15 protein-coding genes are annotated in these 19,587 nt (G+C 28.7%); all 15 read right to left on the bottom strand.

Features of this window, described 5'->3' with window-relative positions; translation table 11 throughout:
* Position 1: 1 nt before the first annotated feature.
* Positions 2-823 carry a LicD family protein gene (locus ACI313_RS06205; RefSeq protein WP_320104457.1) on the bottom strand — a complete coding sequence of 274 codons (822 nt, stop codon included), beginning with the start codon at positions 821-823 and terminating at the stop codon, positions 2-4.
* 9 nt (positions 824-832) lie between these two features.
* Entirely contained in the window at positions 833-1,876 is a 1,044-nt protein-coding gene (locus tag ACI313_RS06200; protein WP_320104458.1) for a glycosyltransferase family 2 protein, read from the bottom strand.
* Positions 1,869-3,149 carry a lipopolysaccharide biosynthesis protein gene (locus ACI313_RS06195; protein WP_439755561.1) on the bottom strand — a complete coding sequence of 427 codons (1,281 nt, stop codon included), beginning with the start codon at positions 3,147-3,149 and terminating at the stop codon, positions 1,869-1,871. Before ACI313_RS06195 ends, ACI313_RS06200 begins: the two co-directional genes overlap by 8 nt.
* A gap of 18 nt (positions 3,150-3,167) precedes the next feature.
* Positions 3,168-4,085, bottom strand: coding sequence for a glycosyltransferase (locus ACI313_RS06190; protein ID WP_320607873.1), 918 nt, complete (start codon positions 4,083-4,085; stop codon positions 3,168-3,170).
* Between the two features lie 94 nt (positions 4,086-4,179).
* A complete protein-coding gene (locus ACI313_RS06185) occupies positions 4,180-8,262 on the bottom strand; it encodes an N-acetylmuramoyl-L-alanine amidase (protein ID WP_439755560.1) in 4,083 nt (1,360 codons plus the stop codon).
* Positions 8,263-8,276: 14 nt separating this feature from the next.
* Complete coding sequence (locus tag ACI313_RS06180; protein WP_320607875.1) at positions 8,277-10,253, bottom strand: DUF6077 domain-containing protein; 1,977 nt, start codon at positions 10,251-10,253, stop codon at positions 8,277-8,279.
* Complete coding sequence (locus tag ACI313_RS06175) at positions 10,250-10,600, bottom strand: DUF2304 domain-containing protein (protein WP_320104459.1); 351 nt, start codon at positions 10,598-10,600, stop codon at positions 10,250-10,252. The genes ACI313_RS06180 and ACI313_RS06175 overlap by 4 nt, the downstream gene beginning before the upstream one ends.
* 2 nt (positions 10,601-10,602) lie before the next feature.
* A complete protein-coding gene (locus ACI313_RS06170; protein WP_320607876.1) occupies positions 10,603-11,289 on the bottom strand; it encodes a glycosyltransferase family 2 protein in 687 nt (228 codons plus the stop codon).
* 159 nt (positions 11,290-11,448) lie between these two features.
* Complete coding sequence (locus tag ACI313_RS06165) at positions 11,449-13,296, bottom strand: phosphotransferase family protein (RefSeq protein ID WP_320607877.1); 1,848 nt, start codon at positions 13,294-13,296, stop codon at positions 11,449-11,451.
* 44 nt (positions 13,297-13,340) lie between these two features.
* On the bottom strand, positions 13,341-14,237 hold the full coding sequence (locus tag ACI313_RS06160; RefSeq protein ID WP_320607878.1) for an NAD-dependent epimerase/dehydratase family protein: 897 nt from the start codon (positions 14,235-14,237) through the stop codon (positions 13,341-13,343).
* Entirely contained in the window at positions 14,209-15,432 is a 1,224-nt protein-coding gene (locus tag ACI313_RS06155) for a rhamnosyltransferase WsaF family glycosyltransferase (RefSeq protein ID WP_320104376.1), read from the bottom strand. Before ACI313_RS06155 ends, ACI313_RS06160 begins: the two co-directional genes overlap by 29 nt.
* A gap of 9 nt (positions 15,433-15,441) precedes the next feature.
* On the bottom strand, positions 15,442-16,413 hold the full coding sequence (locus ACI313_RS06150; protein ID WP_320104377.1) for a glycosyltransferase family 2 protein: 972 nt from the start codon (positions 16,411-16,413) through the stop codon (positions 15,442-15,444).
* A 34-nt stretch (positions 16,414-16,447) separates the two neighbouring features.
* The gene (locus tag ACI313_RS06145) at positions 16,448-17,719 is read right to left on the bottom strand and encodes an ABC transporter ATP-binding protein (protein ID WP_439755559.1); all 1,272 of its coding nucleotides are present in this window, start codon (positions 17,717-17,719) and stop codon (positions 16,448-16,450) included.
* Positions 17,720-17,732: 13 nt separating this feature from the next.
* The gene (locus ACI313_RS06140; protein WP_439755558.1) at positions 17,733-18,533 is read right to left on the bottom strand and encodes an ABC transporter permease; all 801 of its coding nucleotides are present in this window, start codon (positions 18,531-18,533) and stop codon (positions 17,733-17,735) included.
* Between the two features lie 55 nt (positions 18,534-18,588).
* A complete protein-coding gene (locus ACI313_RS06135) occupies positions 18,589-19,461 on the bottom strand; it encodes an MBL fold metallo-hydrolase (protein WP_320607880.1) in 873 nt (290 codons plus the stop codon).
* Between the last annotated feature and the right edge of the window lie 126 nt (positions 19,462-19,587).

The raw sequence follows: 19,587 nt of genomic DNA, 5'->3' as shown, positions 1-19,587 counted from the left end.
GTTATTCTCCTTCTATGTTTATTTCATATATGTTATGCATACCACTTGTTCTTTTGTCTTCAGGTGGAAGTTGCATATAATCTCCATATAATTGTTTCAAATATTTATCATAATCACTACAAGTTAAAAACTCGTGGTGTTCAAATTCTCTTTTTTCTAAGTGTGACACTAAATCGTATTCAAGCATATCTTTTTTAGGATAAGCTCCTCCATATGGATATACATACTTTGTTTGTGTATCGTTATATTTAGTCATTAAACTCTTTAATTTACAAATCAGCCAATCTTTTGAAATAAATTTAACGATTATTTTACATATAAAGTACATTATTTTATAAAGTGTACTATCTGGTTTTGGATTCTTATATCCACATTTGATAATGTATAAATTTTTATAGAACAGAACTTTATTTTTCATTTTATTTCTTTCTTGTTCATCATCTGGTACATTATCAAATGGAAAAATATCAATCCAAACACCTTGACTCATATCAATATGATGTGAATACACTTCTGATAAAGTAGTTCCTTTCTTACGAATCTTAGCAAAGACTAATCCACAATTGGGTTCTGTTTCAAAATTTTGTAATACTAAATTGTTTGGTAATTCCTTTTTTGCGTATTCACAAAATTTTTCATAATCTTTTCTAGGCATTCCAATATCAATATCATCATCCCAAGGGATAAACCCTTTATGTCGAATTGCCCCTAAAAAGGTACCACCTGCTAAAAAATAATTAAGATTGTGTTTTTGACAGATTTCATCAAATGATATTAACATATTTAATTCAATTTCTTTTAATCTTTTTAAATTTTGATTCATACAAACCCCTTAGACAATTTTAGAAACATGTTTAGAATAAAAATCCATTATAAGCATATTCAATGAATGATAATTTTTTAAGAATAAATTTAAAATTAGATATCTTTTGAAATTTAATTTTTTTAAAGCCTTCATACTTTCTTTTGAAATAACATTAAAACATTCTTGGTTTCTAAATTTCTTTAATTTCTCAATTTTTTGTTTTTTAGTATAAGGTGCTTTCGGATTTTGAAGAGCCAAATAATATCCAAACACATAATAATTTGTTAGAATATCTTCCCATGTTCCCTTATATTGTTCTACAATATCAGTTTCTTTAATAAAACTCCATTCTTTTTCAAGACATACTTCCAAAGCATAAATAAAGTTTTCAGAAAATTTTTTTGTTGTACTATGATTATCCCTTTGAATCCAGTGATAATATACCTTTGGATTTAAAACAACCTTATTTACGTATTTATAATATTCAATATTAAAATACATGTCTTCGTATCCAAATCTAAAGTCTTCTGGAAAAAAGATATTATGTTCTAAAATGATATCTTTTCGATAAAGATTACACCAAACACCTGAACTAATATTACGTTGAATACTATATTTAGCATAAATATCTTCACCACTTAAAACACAAGGTTCATATTGGTAAATATATTTTTCTTCTGTCTTATTTCCATTATCAATATGGACCCTTAATCGAGAATATTTTACAATATCAGCAGTATTTTCTTCAGCTAAAGCAACATTATCTCTCATCAAATGTGGTAAATAAATGTCATCGTTATCACAAAATAAAATATATTTTCCTTTAGCTTGTTTAAGTCCAACATTACGTGCTGAACACATCCCACCATTTTCTTTATGAATAACTTTAACACGACTATCTTTTTGAGCAATTTCATCACATAAATGTTCACTTCCATCACTCGATCCATCATCTACAAGTAGAAGCTCAAATGAAGCAAAATCTTGTGACAAAATAGAATCAACCGCTGTATTTAAATATTTTATTGAATTATATACAGGTACAATGACACTTACTATAGGATTATTCATTAATAACCGTTCCTTTCTTTTGTTTATAATATTTGCGAACTACAATTATCGCAAAACAAATCATAGGAATAAAATTAAGCAATAAATAAAGTACTACCGCACCACTTATTCCTAGTGTTGAAATTAATTGATCAGAGAATAAAAGACAAATCACTAAAACAAATATGTTAACTTCTGCCATCTTTTTTTGTTCTCGTTGTATTGTCATTATGAAAATCAAGAAACTACATACCGTACTCATTCCTCCACCTACAAGAAGTAAAATAAACTGACTCATATAAGTATGAAGTTCCATTTGATATATAATTTCAAGAAGAGTTAAGCCAATAACATAACCTCCAACTATTACAATTAATGTTAATCCTAAAATAATGCATAGTTGTTTAACCACCATTTTCTTGAATTCTTTAAAGTTAGAATCATTCCACATAATAGAGAATTTAGGAATGTATGGTCTAAAGATAATATCATTCATTAAATTAATCACAAAAACGGGCATGAATAAAACATTAAAATACGCTTGTTGAACATCACCTAAACATCTGTCAATTGAATATTTTGGGGCATTGGTAATATATAATTTAATATAGTTTGTGATTACAATTGGAATAAGGATTAAAAGTAAACTTTTAAACTTAATGAAATTAAATTTGTATTTATCTTTAAAGAATAATGAAATGAATCCTTTATTTGAAAGTATAAATATAATTAATGTTAAAATTGTCGTAATGATACAAGAAAACAATAAATTTCTAGTAATTACAATTGATAGAATAAAAGATACAATAGATGTTATATATCTAAATGTTAATAAAATAGAAGCAATATCCAATCTCTCATTACGGTGATATTCACCATGATACAAATCTTCTAATACATCTACACTTTTAAATAATCCAAAAGAAAAAACAATTAGTGCTTTTTCATGCGAATATCCTGATAAAAAAGAATAATATATTAACATGCAGAATAGTAGAAAATATGAAAACAATCGTAAATAAAAATAATCATTGAAATCATATTCATGTTTAACATCCGAAGCATGTAATCCTCTTGTTCCAAAATTTCCTAACGATAAACATTGGTATGCGATAGCTGATGCAATAGAAAAAATCCCTGCGTATTCCACACCACAAAAGCGTGTTATAAAAAACAACAATACAGCTGATGTTATAGAATTTAAAACGCTAGCTATCATATTCCAAAATGTAGCACGTCGATACATTTTAGATTCGTCTACATTAATAATTTTATTTTTTAAACTAGTAAACATTAATAACCCTTCCCTAATTTAACTATTTAAAGTCAACATCATAAATCGATAAATTTTATTTAAAAAATATTTAGAACTAAACAACAATTTAAACCCATTCACAATAAAAGATCCTAATTTCTTATCCGTAAGATTTTGAAGTGCCTCATTAAAAATCACATTAGCTTTTGCGTATTTTCTCGCATCTTTTTCATTGTTATGTGATTGTACATAATTCTTTGCATCTTCAATAGAAGCTACAGATCCATGAGCATATTCATTTGTGATATAACGCATATATAAATATTGTTCAAATAAATTATTTCTTGAAATACTTTGGCTTGTCATGCGATATTTCAATACTATTTTATCAATGTTAGACACTTTAAATCCTTTTAAAACAGCTCTTAAAGTAAAATCGAAATCTTCACATAATGGCATTTTACGATAGCCATGTAAAGTATCGAAAACTTCTCTTTTTCCTAGCCAAGTAGGATGAGCAATCACTTGTCCATATTTTAAACATTTTTTTATTTTTTCAAAATCAGTTGGGACTTTTTGAATGGAGTAAATATCATTTCCATCTTCATCAATCATTTGTGTAATTCCACCCACTAAATCAAAATTATTTCCTGTCAAGTATTGAATTTGAGATGATAAACGTTCTGGTAGTGAAATATCATCCGCATCCATTCTTGCGATATATTCTCCTTTGGCAAGTGATAATCCTCTATTTAAAGAACTCGTAAGTCCCATATTTTTTTCGTTTATATAAAACCTTATTCTTTTATCTTTTTGTTCATATTCAGAAATAACTTGTTTATGCACTACATTTTCAGGATTATCTAGAATAATGATATATTCAAAATCTTTATAAGATTGACTAAGTATTGATTCAATCGATTCACGAAGAAGGCGTTCTTCTTCTTTATATGTTGACATAATTATAGAAATCATTTTGTTCTCCAATCGTACACATTCTAAAATATTATAATGAATTATCACTGTAAATGCAAAAAAAGACGACATCTAAGACATCGCCTTATTTGTATTAATATGACTTTATGGCATTAATACAGTTCATTAATCGTGAGCCATAATTCTTAGCTCCAGCCCAACCAGTTCCATACGGATTTTCTTGAATACCTAAATATTCTACATAAACCGCTTTTCCTCGTAGTGAATTTGACCAGCGAGGATCCACTTTATCTTGGTTCAAGCTTTCTGTTGAAGCATAGCATTTTAAATGTTGGATTTGAGCTCTGATTCCTTCTCTTACTGTACTAAAAGAATTTCCAGGGACACCTCCAGTAGCTCCCAATCCAGCAAAGTTAAATTGATTTGGTTTAACATCACCACCAAATTGTAAGAAACCTGTTTCAAGGCACATTTGACCAAAAGCCACTTCAGCATTAACACCTTCAGCTTTGGCTTCTTCATAATAAATCTTACAGAATTCTTCGACTGTGCTTGCTCCTCCTTGAGCTAATACTCCATCATAGTCTGTTCCATATTTGGTAAAGTGGTCATAATTTGAATTATTAGCTTCAAAATAACGAACCATTTGATCAATCGTTACATTACTATTTCCCATAATTTTATATTTTTTACTTAATTTATCAAACTGGTTGTTTTGAATAGAATCCATAATTTGATTATAATACAATTGATTAATGTCATCTGTATAATGTATTCCATCTGTTTCTGTTTTCGTTGAATCGGTATTAACAGTTTTAATAATATCAGTATTTGTATCTATCCATAAAACATTGTTAAGACTAGAATATAAGTCATAGTTAAAATCATCTATCATTTCATTAGAAATAGAAGAACATTTTGTTTGATTAACAGGATTAACCGTTACATAAACCACTTTATGATTTTTCCATTCATTTTCCATCAATGAATTAATTTTAGAAATATATTTTGATGCACTATTTAAATCATTAATACCTAAATTCAAAATAATAATACTATTTTGGTTCATTATAGAATTAATTTTAGGAATTGCCGTTTGTGTAAACCAGTTATATCCACTTCCATTTTCACAAACAAATGTATCTTCACTATTTAATGAATCACTTAGTTGCTTAATTCTTGAATCACCAACGAAGATATAATCTGTGTTTCCTACATCTTGTTGATTGGCATCGTAATAACAGTTTTTAGTTTCTCCAGGTGCAGCTTCACCTTTTTTCACTAATTGAATTTCAATAGCTTCTAAACGATAGCCATATCCACTTGTTCCAGCACTTTGGCCATTTTTAGCCCAATCAAGCCAGCCAAAATGTTGAGCATGAACTCGATAATATATATCATAAATTTCTGATAATTCTCCTGTTAGCTTAATTTCAATAGCTTCTAGACGTTTGGCTTGACCTACTGTTCCACTTAACTGTCCATTTGAAACCCAATCTAACCATCCATAACTTTGTACATGCGTTCGATATTGAACTGTTCCTTTATATTCATTGTTTGTAAGATCAATTCGAATGGATTCTAAGCGTTTATATTCACCTTGTGTTCCACTCATTTGACCTTCCATCACATATGGTTGCCACCCATATGATTGAACATGTGTTTGATATTTTATATGATTTGATACATATGGTTTTAATGTTGCACCTGGAGCGTTACTACCTTTTTTTACTAATTCAATTTGAATAGCTTCTAAACGGTAACCATATCCACTTGTTCCAGCGCTTTGTCCATTTTTTGCCCAATCTAGCCAACCAATATTTTGTGCATGAACTCGATAATAAATGTCGTAATAATTTGCGATTTCACCCGTCAATTTAATTTGAATGGCTTCTAGTCGTTTGGCTTGACCTACTGTTCCACTTAGTTTTCCATTTTTAACCCAATCTAGCCATCCATAACTTTGTACATGGGTACGATACTCTATTGCTCCTTCATATTCATTATCAACTAAATTGATTACAATAGATTCTAGACGTTTTGATGAACCTGTCGTTCCACTTATATCACCATCAAAGACTTCATTTTGCCATCCATAGCTTTGAACATGCGTTTGATAACTAATTTTTCGTGAAACATATGGTTGTGAAGTATTTTCAGGTGCTTGTTCATCTTTTTTAACTAACTTAATTTCAATAGCTTCCAAACGATAGCCATAACCACATGTTCCCGCACTTTGTCCATTACAAGCCCAATCTAGCCATCCTAAATATTGTGCATGGACACGATAATAAACATCATAGACTTTAGCAACATCTCCAGATAACTTAATTTGAATAGCTTCAAGCCGTTTAGCCTCACCAACTGTACCACTTAATTGACCATTAGAAACCCAATCTAGCCATCCATAACTTTGTACATGAGTACGATATGAAATATCACCCGATAAATTTCCATCAATATCAATTTTTATTCCTTCTAGTCGTTTTCCAAGACCTACAGTTCCACTCGTTTCACCGTCTTCTACTGTATTTTGCCATCCATAACTTTGTACATGTGTTTGATAAATAACAGAATTATTAGCTGGCATTAAAAAGTTAAAATATTCATTATCAGAATAATCTTCATAACCTAACGAAACTTTATTTTCATCAAATTCTAACACGTAATGAATATCACTTGCCGAAATAATTTTATATCCACCTTGAGTATAAGTTACAATCCAGTATTGATTCAAATTATTATTTGATGAGGATACAGAAATTTGATTGCCATTTCTTGTCAAATAAGATCCTGTTTTTTCATTTCTAAAAGTAACATATCCTTGATTAGTATGTTTCACATTCCACAGCTGTGTTTTTACACCACTATAAGAATTTACAATTAAAGAATCACTATAATCCAATGCATTTCCCAATTGTTGAATAGAATATAATCCATCGGCAATGGCATCTTTATTGTTCCATGCGAATTGTTCACTTTCTGTTTGTTGTTGATTCAAGCCCAAAGAAGAAGCTATACCATTGGCATCCGCAATCCCAAGAGCCTTTAGTTTTTCATCAGAATTCAAAAAAGAATCAAAATCTTCTTTATTGTCAGCAAAACAATGCTCAATGATTAAGCCAATCATTCCTCTTTTTTTAGCTCCACGAATAATTCCATAATAATCACCCATAGAACCATCTTCATAGTCGTATCGTTCATCATTCCCATCAATTGTAAGTGTTTGAATTCCCATACTAGAAATGCCTAAAGATGTTAATTCGTTTAAAATATCTTGGGCAATAGCTTTTCCTTCTTCTGCTAAATCCGGTCGATAATTGTTGTTAGGATAAAAGACAATTGCACCTTGATTTGTTCCATTCAGTCCATTTAAATGAAAACTAATTAAATAATGTGCGCCTTGTTGATAAGCGTATTCACATCGTTCTTCTAATGTTAAATATGTATCCGATTCACGAGTCATTATGACTTTAACATTGTTATATTTTTCTAATTCTTCTTTACAATAAGTAGTTATTTTCAAATTGTAGTCTTTTTCATATAAACCTGTTTGCTCTGAATAGTATGTATAAGTACCAGATTCACTTCCTCCGTGTCCAGCATCTAAAGCAACAATAATTTCTTCTTGATCATCTAATTCATTTAACGCATAGGTTGAAACATTAGATGTATTGAGTTGTTGTTCTATTGCTTGTTCAATGTTATCCGAATCAACTTTAACAATACCTTCAATACTTTCATCTGCGATATCTTCTAAATTTATTAATTCATCTTGAGAATAAACTTCTTGGTCAACACCAAATTTTGCATCAATTCCAATATCACTTAAATTTATATAGTATGAAATACCATCAAGACTATAATCAATTCTTGTAACAACATATTCGCCGATACTAGAAAAAGAAGCAGAAAACTTAATTAAATTGTCGTTTATTTCATTAGCATTAATTTCATAATCCATCCCATTAGAATCAATGACACTTAGGGACAAATTTTCATAAGATAGATCCGTACGTAAAGATAACACAAAGTTTTGTATTTCATTAACAGATACGCTTTGTTTTTCTATCAAAAAATATTCAATGTCTGTACTATTTCCAATTTGTGGTTCATTGTTGTTTTCATTAGCAAAAATTGTCAGCGAAAAACAATTTGTGAAAAACAAACCTAAACATAAAACCAACATTGTTACTGTTTTATATATTTTTTTCATTTGTTTACTCTTTCTTATTGTATTTTAAATAAATAATATGGATTTATGTTTTCCGTATTTTCTAGAATCAATTCATAAGAAGACGATAAATAATCTTTTGCTTGTGAATTAAATACTAAAATATAAGAAATTCCTTCTTTTGAGCATAACTCTTTTACTGCATTTACATCGCCTTGACCATATAAAGAAAAATCAGTTAGATATGTTAATTCTTGATCATTTAATACATCAAATCCATTTCGATTATGAATTTGAATTTTATCCGATGACATAACAAAACCATAATTATACGAATCAATACCATCTGTTACAATTGCTTCAGGACAGAATAACTTATAACTTTCTTCGGGCAATGTATCAAAATAACTTCCCACTTCATCAAATATTGTTGCTGTCATAGGAGTATCAAAATCAACTACTCTTGAAAAATCCCATCCATCACCGGATATACCAGATGCTAAAAAATCGTATTGCGTAAATACATTTTGATTTAATGTAAAGAATACAAGAATACATCCAATATATAGAACACTTATTAAATTATAAATTATATTTTTTATATTAAATCGTTCAAATAACTGAATAACGCTACAACAACATAATATCAAAACTAAATATTGAATTGAAGAAATAGATCGTAAAATCACAAAGAAATAACCAACGGATGTTACTAATAAAAATTCACTAAAGAATGCATTATAAATCAACAAATATAAACCAATGCACAATAAATACAATCTTTTCTTATTCCATTGTTTAGAGAAAATAAATCCTAATAGAATAATGACAATTCCTAATTTCAAGATAAGATCTCTTGAGTACCAATTTAACTCAAATTGCATGAATGAATTAAAATTCGAAACAAATGAGTCTGTTTTTATAAAACTAAAGTGATCAAGATACTTAGTCGCAAACATCAATAAAACAATTAAAATAATTGCTAACATGGCTGCACTTGTCTTTAATTTACTTTCTTTTATATTAGAAATAATTATAGTTAATAATTTAATAACTAAAATCACAATAAAGAATAGAATAAGTAATTGAATATATATTGTTGAAAAAGACATCATCACAATAGACAATAAACCAAGCCAGATAATTTTTTTAAATTCCATCTTTTTAACTAAAGGTTCACTAAAGATATAAAGAATAGGCAATGCCATCATACGAACAACTGAACCTCCATAGAACATTGCCGTTTGAAATTGCCATAAATCATAGCTATATACATGTAATGGTAAAGGGAGTCCTTCTTGAAGATATCCGCATGGAATTAAGAACAAAAAGAAAATCAATAATGCATATTGTTGATGATTTTTATTTACTAAGAATGATGCGAATTCTTTTATGACAAGAGTAAATAATACATAATTATGAATAACCATTGTCACACGACAAAAGAAAATAGTCTCAATGTGCGATATAGTTGATAGAAATGCATAACTTAATTCATATGTGTTAATGGTACGAACTAAATCAAAATTCAATGAATCTAATAATCTTCCATTAAAGAAATCTGTATCCATTAAATGAGCGGCATTTTTCAAGTTGTTAATTTTTGTAACGTAGTATATATCATCATAATTCAATTGATATATAGATAATTGACTTGACATTGAAAAAGTAGTGAATAGCACTACTAATAGAATACAAACCCAATTATTTTTTAATATTTCTTTGTAGTTAATTGTTTTATATTCTTTATACTCAAAAAAACGACTAATTCTATTTCGATAATGAATAATTAAAATCATATCAAAAATAATAAACACTAAGATTTGAATTATGAAATACGTATTAAATGATGTAAAGAATAATTGGCATGGAAATCCGACTAAAAATGTTATGAAGAAAGTACATAAAAATCCTGCAATGATTCTTTTCCCGGATGTTTTTTCATAACCGAATAAAGATAAAATAAATTCACCTGATAAAGCATATTGAAAAAATAAAAAGAAGTAAAAAATGAAAGTTAATATCCAATTCATTCTTTTTCTCCTTTCTTTTCTTCGTATTCTTTAATACTAAGTTTTTGAATCAATTCTTTTTGTTTTTCACGTAATTTAGAGATTTCTGTTGCTTGAGCAAATAACATAATATACAAAAAGAAAATAAATAAACAAAAAATAAAGTTACTAGTTGACATAAATCCTAATTGATTTGAAATCCATGTTGGAAGTCCCGGAAAAATACTAACTATAAGTAATAAAATTGACCATAAAATCCATACAATGGAATCATCAATATTTAATCCGTGTTTTCTAATTTTTCGAATCACGAATAAAAATGTGACAACACTGGCAATGATAAAAAATACATTTAATCTATATTCCATATTTATTTAACCTTTCTAAATGGTTGAATTAAGAAAATTGATACCATCATACGACTCATATACTTAATTGTATTGACTAAGTTTAAATACGATTCTCCAAATTCTCTTTCACTCATTTGAACTTGAACTTCTTTAATTTTACGTTTTTTTCTAAGCATATAAACGAGTGTATCTGGTTCAGGAGGATTATTCATATCTGTTGCGTAATCCTTGATACAAGCTTTATCATAGGCTCTAAATCCACTCGTTGGATCGGTAATTTTCTTTCCTGTCATTAATCGAATTGAAAAAGCAATTAATCTAGATCCTAACATTCTAGCCGTGATTGGTTTCTTTTCTGTCACAAAACGTGATCCAATCACAATATTGTTTCCTTTTTCAATTTCATCAATTAATGATTGAATGTATTTAGCAGAGTGTTGTCCATCTCCATCAAACTGAATCACGATATCATAATCTTCTTCTAAAGCTATTTTGAAACCAGTTTGTACAGCTCCAAATAGTCCAAGATTACAAATACTATCAATATAATTAAAATTATGTTCTTTTAATACTTGTAATGTATTATCTTTGGAACCATCGTTCACAACTACATAATCTACATTACCCGCATTTTCTTTTATATCATTTACTGTTTTCACAATATTTAATGCTTCATTATAAGCAGGTATAACAACTAATGTTTTCATTCTTTTTCCTCATTCCCTCAACACATTATAAAGAAATATTGTTAGAAATGCAAAAAAGACAGAATGAATCTGCCCTGAATAGCCAAAATCTTCTAAGTACTTTAACTCCACATAACTTCGATTACTTTTTATTTTGCGTTTATTTCAAAAATTTCTTATCTATCGCTTACGAAGTAATTTAGAAATTATTCTTTTAATACTAAAATTACGATATAATTTCGTATTATTACTTAAATCAATATAAGCTTGTTTTAAATTTATAATATCGTCTATACAATCATTGTTATAGTAAAACACATAAATATCAAATGTCATTTTACCTTCATATGAATTGTTAAAGGAAATTATAGGATTTTCTAAAAAATAATAGTCTTCACCCAACACAAGATGAGCATTAGTACTAAAATTATCTATTACTTTACCATCGACAGAAATATTTTTTATTTTAAATATAGCTTTAGTATTTAATTTGATTTCAACCATACCCGAATTAACCAAACAATTTATACTAATTTCTCGGTCTTTATAACAAACTCTATTTAATTTATTTACATTGTTCTGTGCTACCGATATTTTTAGAACATTTTTTTCTTCGCCTAAGATATCAAAAATAGAACAATTCATTTTTTCATAGACATCTGCCAATTTATTGTTTGATACAAACTCCTGAAAGTTAATTTCCATTTGTAAAAATAAATTCTGCAGATCTTTTGATATTCCATATCTAGAATAAAGAGTTTGAATATCCTCTTCCCCTAATCTTGCTAATTGATGACTATGAAAAATTGATCTAAACATGATAAAAGAAACCGGAATGCTACAATTAAATACCCATTCATAGTCAATAACACAATACGTTCCATCTTCTTGTCGAATTATATTTTCTGGAATAAGATCAATATTACAAAATTCATGACAAATTTGGTCTTCTAGTAATGTAAAATCTAATGATCCAAATACTGTTTTAAAAGTATCGTCACATTTAAAAGGAGTTGCATTCCCAACACGAGCAATTTCATTGATAATGTCTAAAGTTGCATAAATTCTTTCATAATCTAATTCATTCACATATTTAGACAACAAGTCTTGTAATGATTTTCCCTTTATGAATTTAAATTCTAATGCATTACCTTTTAATACAACAGGACAATACTCTAACATTGGATTCTTATTAAAAGTAGTAAACATTTTATAATATTTTTCAATATTCTTAACATGTCGATTGCTACTTTCGTCCACAGAATACTTAATAACCTTGCTTTCTTCATCTGTTTCAACAATGTTTGTGTATATTTTAAAAACATCTTTTCTTTCAAATGAAATCTTAGAATATTTTATATCCTTTACCTGTGGATTCAATACAATAAAAAATGAGTTTGAAAACGTTGGTAATTCCCCTGATTCTATTAAAGAGGAAAACACTTTTTGTTCATCAAAAAAGCGGAATCGATAATCATGAAAATCCTCATAACTCAAATCAATATTATCTTTAATTGATTCATCTGTGAAAACTTGATTTGTCAAATAATAATCAGGAAAAGGATAATAGAACTTAAAATCAACTCTTAGTTTATCAAATAAATTAATCCATTGTTTTTTAGAAAAAAGCTTAGAATTTTTATTGAAATTTCCAAATAATTCATCAGTTTCAAAATCTTTAACTCCTGAAAAATAGCGAAGTGCTAATTTATTATTTGTCAAAATAATAATTTCTCCATTTTCATTTAACATCGACAGACACTTTTTAAGTATTTGCTCTTTATTTGATGTTTTATCTAAAACTCCAAAAATAACTATATAATCATATTTTTTTTCTAAACACCAAAAGGTATTTTCAAAATCATCTGAAAATACCTTTTCGAAAATCGTATTTTTTTCTAAAAAGCTTATAATAGAAGATACATTGTCCCCTAAATATAAAAGTCTGCGTTCTTTTTTTATAGGATACCACTTTAAAATATTACTTCTATATTCACAACTATTATAAAACTCTGACATACAAGGCATAAACATATCTCCTTAATAAGTAAAATGAGAAAATAATTTTTAAATTACCCAATCAAATATTGGTAATACTTACATAAACCTTCTTTGAAAGATTGAATTTCAAACGAATGAATACTTTCAATTTTTGAATTATCTAGTACCACTTTAGGCACATCAACGCTTCTTGCATCTTTATATACGACATTAGGATTTAACCCTAATTCTCTTATTTCTTTAATTACATCATTCAATGATACGCCTTCATTACTACTGATATTGAACACTTCTTCTTCACCGTCATATTCAATTAGCGTTGCAATCATTTTACAAACATCTTCAATATAAATATAATCTCGCACTACTGTACCATCACCCCAAATTTCAATTGTTTCATTATTTAAGGCCTTTTTTAAAGCAGCGTCAATAAAACCTACTCCTTTATTGAAATCCTGACCCGGACCATAAGGATTTGAAATACGCGCAATGATCATTTTAGAATGTGATTGTTTATTGAATGTTTTTAATACCGTTTCAATACATAATTTTACCGATCCATAATGATTAATCGGATTTGCAAGTGCATCTTCCTTAATAGGCTGTACATCTTGTATTCCATATACAGTACCTCCAGAAGAAAGAAAAATAACTTTTATATTTTTTTGAACACAAAGATCAAATAAATGCGCACTCTGAACAAAATCCCTAGAATATCCTTGCATAAATCTTGTATTAGAATTACCTGGATTTACAGTACTAAGCGAATGAATAACAACATCTATATTTTCTAATGCACGATTTAATACTTCATCATCAAAAAAATCACCTTCAATATAAGTAACATTTTTTTCTTTTTGTTTTGGATTTTGAATATCGAAAGAGAAAACATTGTATAGTGTCGATAAATATTTTGCTAGGTTTGTTCCAATGAAACCATTACCCCCAATTATTAATACATTTTTCATCTTCTTTAATTCCCTTCACAATAGCATTATAGACTTTTGCACCTTCAACATCCCATGAAGTATTTTGTGCAAACTCAATTCCTTTTTTACGGATAGAGTCCATTTTTTCTTGATTATTTAAATATTCATACATTGTATCAGCAATTTGAATTGGATCATAATCTACTAATACACTGTTTTCTTCATTAACCAACCATTCACTATTTGCACCTTTTGAACATACAGCTATGGAACCTGAAGCCATTACTTCAAGAGGCAATAATGATAAATTTGTATTTGAAATAACTAAACATAAGTCACATGAAGCATATAATTCTGATAAATCTTCTATTTTCATAATACCTCTATTTTGGTGTTTAAAAGGTATTTCGTAAGTAGAAACATCCCATCCCGCAAAAATAACTTCAATATCTTTTTCTTTTTTTGCTAATTCATTTAATGCTAAAAGACCTAATTCAAAATCTCGTCTAGGCGTTACAGGTCTAGCATAAAAGAATACCTTTTTTGTGCTTTCTTTTTTCTCTCTAGGATAGTATAAATCTTTATCGTAAGAAAAACTAAAACTGTCTGCTTTCATCCCATATTCATTAATACAAATATCTTTCAACCAATCTCCTGCAGTAATTCCTCTGAATCCAAATTTATAGGTTTGTTCAGCAAATTCATATTCTGAACCATGTGCATAAAAATATGGCTCGAAATCTTGAATAAAATAGAATTTTGAAATTGTATTATTGAAATTTCTAACACAATATGCTGTGTCCCAGCTGGTTGCCACAGTCCCATGAGCAAATTTCATTAACTTAGCATCATGAATTAATTCAACATTCTCATCCAAAATTGAAAAATGCTTTCTAATAAATTCAGTCAAATATTCATCATTTAAAAATCGTGCAGAACGATATAAATAAACTCGGTTATGAATACCATGTCTTTCTAAGTAAGAAATAAATCGAAAAATATTTAAATGTCCACCTGAACCAACACCCATTTCAGGAATAACCCAGTTTAATATATATTTTTCATCATTTTTATGAGCTTCATATTCACTTTTATTAAACTCTGTTTTTGTTTGATCCGTAATAAATTCCCAAAAATCAATTGTCCCTGTTTTAGGAGCTCCGTTTTTAACTCTTTGAATAGATCCTCTCAAACCTCTTGTTTTTAAGGAACGCATAATTCTTTTAATATCCATATAATACCTCTACTGATTAATTTGTCTTACTTGCTGTGAAAATTTTTTATCCATTTTTTCTTGTTTTTCTTTAGAACAAGTATGATATTTTCCAGCTTTATATGCTGCATAAAAACGATACCAATCACGCTTTATTGCATATTTTTTCCATTCTTTTTTTTCTTTATTAGACATTTTTAAACTATTAACATAATTTAAATCATTTTTTAAATATCTATAAAATCCCACTAACAAATGTGGTATGTCTTTTACCATTACATATTGATGTACATTATACAAACCTTTATATTCATCATAATACCGTTGTTTATATGTTTCTAATGGAAAGTTGTGAGAATGATAAACAGCAGCATATGGGCAATATAATTTCTTATAACCTAACTCTATCATTTTTTTAGCCCATATTTGATCTTCAGCAAAATTTACATCATCATATGGATATTTTTCCCAAATATCTCTTCTCATGCAAGAATTATTGTCTGAATAAAATGATAACAAGTGACGATACCCTTCATCGTTTTGATATCTATTTTTATCTTCCATTTGATAAATTGTATTTGTTTCACCATAACCTTTAAACAATGCAGTTAAATCCCTTTTGTCAAAAATATTACAGTCAGGATATGGATAATGTTTTCCAAAACCACCTACAATTTCTGAATCTGATTTCATAGCATCAATGAAATTCTGTAACCAGTTACAATCATAAGGTTTTGCATCTTGTGTTATAAAAATAATGTACTCACCAGTTCCCAAACTTGCACCTAAATTACGAGTCTTTCCATGTCCGAATTCTTCTTTAGGAATCTGCTTTAAAATACAATCATATTTTTTTATTGTATCTATCGTTTGATCCGATGAACCAGAATCAACACAAATTACTTCATATGAATAAGTTGTTTTCTGACTAAATATCATTGATAGAACTTCATCAAAAAGTTCTCCTCCGTTTTTTGTTGGAATTACAATACTTACATCCATAAATTCACCTTTTCTTTATGCTTCTAATATAACATTAATCAACTTGAATCGAAACTTCCGATTCACTGTCAAATACACCAATAGTTCCTTTATCCGCAACTACACCTAAAACACAGCAATTATAATTTCTACAGAAAACTACCAGATTATCACCTTCAAATGCTGTACATCCTAATGAAAGTAAATATTGTCCTGGTTGTAGATATTGTTTTTGTCTAAAAGTAACAGTAACAATATCGCCTTTTTTCAATGAAGAAGTATCGATATTTTCAAGCATTGTATTTGTACCAGTTAGTTCTGTTCCTTTAATGTCTCTTAACTTAAAAGCAAAAATTGGTTCTAAATTATCTTCATTAATTCTGACTTTCATCTTTACATCATAATAATCGCCTTTGTAAACATTGTTACCTATATCTCCGTTTACAGAAAATATACCAAAGTCAATTATCTCTGCTCTACCATCCCCATATACTTCAATATCAGGATTAATACTGATTTGCTCTTTCCAAAGTTTGCTAGAATCAATATGAGATTCAACTTGATTTGTTTGAGAATCGGCAGATTCATTTTCATTGTATTGCCCAACCATAATTCTCTTATATAAATCGACCATTTCTCTTGGCTTTCCTTCAGCTACCTTGACCCCCGCATTTAAAAGTACACAACGATCACAATAACGAATTACACTTCCCATATCGTGCGTTACAAATAAAATTGTTTTTCCTCTTTCTCTGAATTCTTCAAAACGTCGATAACATTTATTTTGAAAGAAGACATCCCCGACTGATAAAGCTTCATCAACAATTAAGATATCCGGATCAACTGAAATTGCTACAGAGAAAGCCAATCTTGCAAACATACCGCTTGAATAAGTTTTTACTGGCTGATTGATATGATCACCAATATCCGCAAATTCAATAATTGCGTTTAGCTTCTCATCCATTTCTTCTTTAGAAAAACCAATCATCTGTCCGTTTAAATAGATATTTTCAATTCCTGTATATTCCATATTGAAGCCAGCACCTAATTCAAGCAAAGCAGCAATTTTACCTTTAACAATACATTCACCAGATGTAGGTGTTAAAACATTAGTAATGATTTTCAAAATAGTTGATTTTCCACTACCATTTTTTCCAATGATACCCAAAATTTCACCTTTTTTTACATCAAAACTAACGTCTTTCAAAGCTGAAAACTCTTTATGTCTAATTTTTTTTGGAAATAGTGCCTCTTTCAATCTATCACTTGGTTTATTATAAAGGTTATAAACTTTTGTTATATCTTTTATCTCAATAACTTTTTCCATTAATAGTCTCCTTTTATAATACGTCTGCAAAATGAGGTCTCATTCTCTTAAATACCGCACGACCAATTAAAGCTAGAACAACAATAAGTGCCCAAAAATAAATCGTCAAAAGCCAATTTTCTGTAAACCATACATTTCCTAATAACGCACTTCTATATCCTTCTACTACATAGAACATAGGATTTAATTTAAAGATAAACGAAAATGAATATGGTGCAAGCATATTGAAGTCCCATAAAATAGGAGTTAACCACATTCCAGCTTGCAAACATACAGAAACAAGTTGAGGCAAATCTCTAAAAAACACTGCCAAACTAGATGTAAAATATCCCATTGCCATAATCAAGGCAATCATGCAAATTGAATAATAAAATACTTGTAAATAACATAAAGTTGGTAAATGCCCAAACAATGCCATAATTACAAATAATAAAATAACGAAGAATAAGTGAACAAAACTAGCTGAAATAATTTTTATAATTGGAAGAACTTCAATATCAAATACAACTTTTTTTACTAAATAACTGTATTCTAGAAAAACAGATGTTACACTATTGATTCCTTCACTAAAAAAGAACCATGGAATCAAACCGCACATAATCCAAAGTAAAAAAGGCGTGTCCCCATATTGACCTGGAGCCGTTGAACGTAAGCCTATTTGAAATACAAACCAATATATCAAAATTGTAACTAAAGGTTGAGCAAAGGCCCATAAAATACCTAATGAAGAGCCTGCATATCTCTTTTTAATATCATCTTTAGCTAAAAACCAAATTAAATCTTTATTTTTTTTCAAACTTTTTAAAAATTGCATATCGCACCTCACCTACAAAACTCTACAACAATTTCAAGAGTACGTCAAATTATGATTATTTTAAATCAATACGAATTAAACCATCCTTAGCAACATAATTTTCTTTCACATTTAATTTGTTAATCCATGATTTTGTTTCATCCGTTTGATAGGCTCCATCCTCATTTTTCCATAACCAATCTGTGGTAGGCCACAAACAGTAACTTGGATTAATTAGACTATAAACATTTTCAGAGACCCCGGCTTGTCCATGATGAGCCATTTGAACATAATCCATATTTTTAATAGCCTCTCCATTGAGTTCCATTAACTCAACTCCACCTTCAACTCCTAAATCTCCTAAAAATAAAATTTCTTTTTCATTGACAACAAATTTATATACACTCGAAGAATTATTACCGGCATTTTGAATTATTTCTGGATTATAAGTTCTTAAAACATCTACAACTACGTCACCCAAATTAATATTCATATTTAGCTCCACAACAACATTTTCTTTGATTTTGTACAATTGTGCATCTATTTGTTTAATATCTAGTAAGCGATTTGGTTCATATTCACTTACCCACGTTTCCTCAGGAAAGTTATAAAAAATTTTCTTAATTTCAATATCCGCTTTATCAGATTCTAAATACTGCGCCAAAGCACCTGTATGATCTTTGTGGTAATGAGTCAAAAACCATCCTTCAACTATATTGTCACCACTAATTTCTTTTATTTTCTCAACCAAATAATCTTCATCGTCTATAGTACCACCATCAATTACAATCGTAGTTCCATTTGACTCAATAATATAAGACATCATTTGACTATATGATTGATTAGGCAATTGATAAATTGCAATTTCATCTGAATTTTCTTTGCTTCTACATCCAGCTAATAATGCTATTAAGCTTAATGAAAGCATCCATTTTAACAACTTGCTCATAAACGATACCTCAATCCCATAAAATCTATTATACACGAATACGATAGAAAAAGGATGAATGAATTAAATCAGGATAATCAAATTTAACCGGGGTCTGCTAAACCGGGGTCATTAACTGGGGTCTGG

Source organism: Floccifex sp. (assembly GCF_051873495.1).
Lineage (GTDB): Bacteria > Bacillota_I > Bacilli_A > Erysipelotrichales > Erysipelotrichaceae > Floccifex.
The sequence above is the reverse complement of the archived record's forward strand: the minus strand, read 5'-3'. Positions and strand labels throughout refer to the sequence as shown.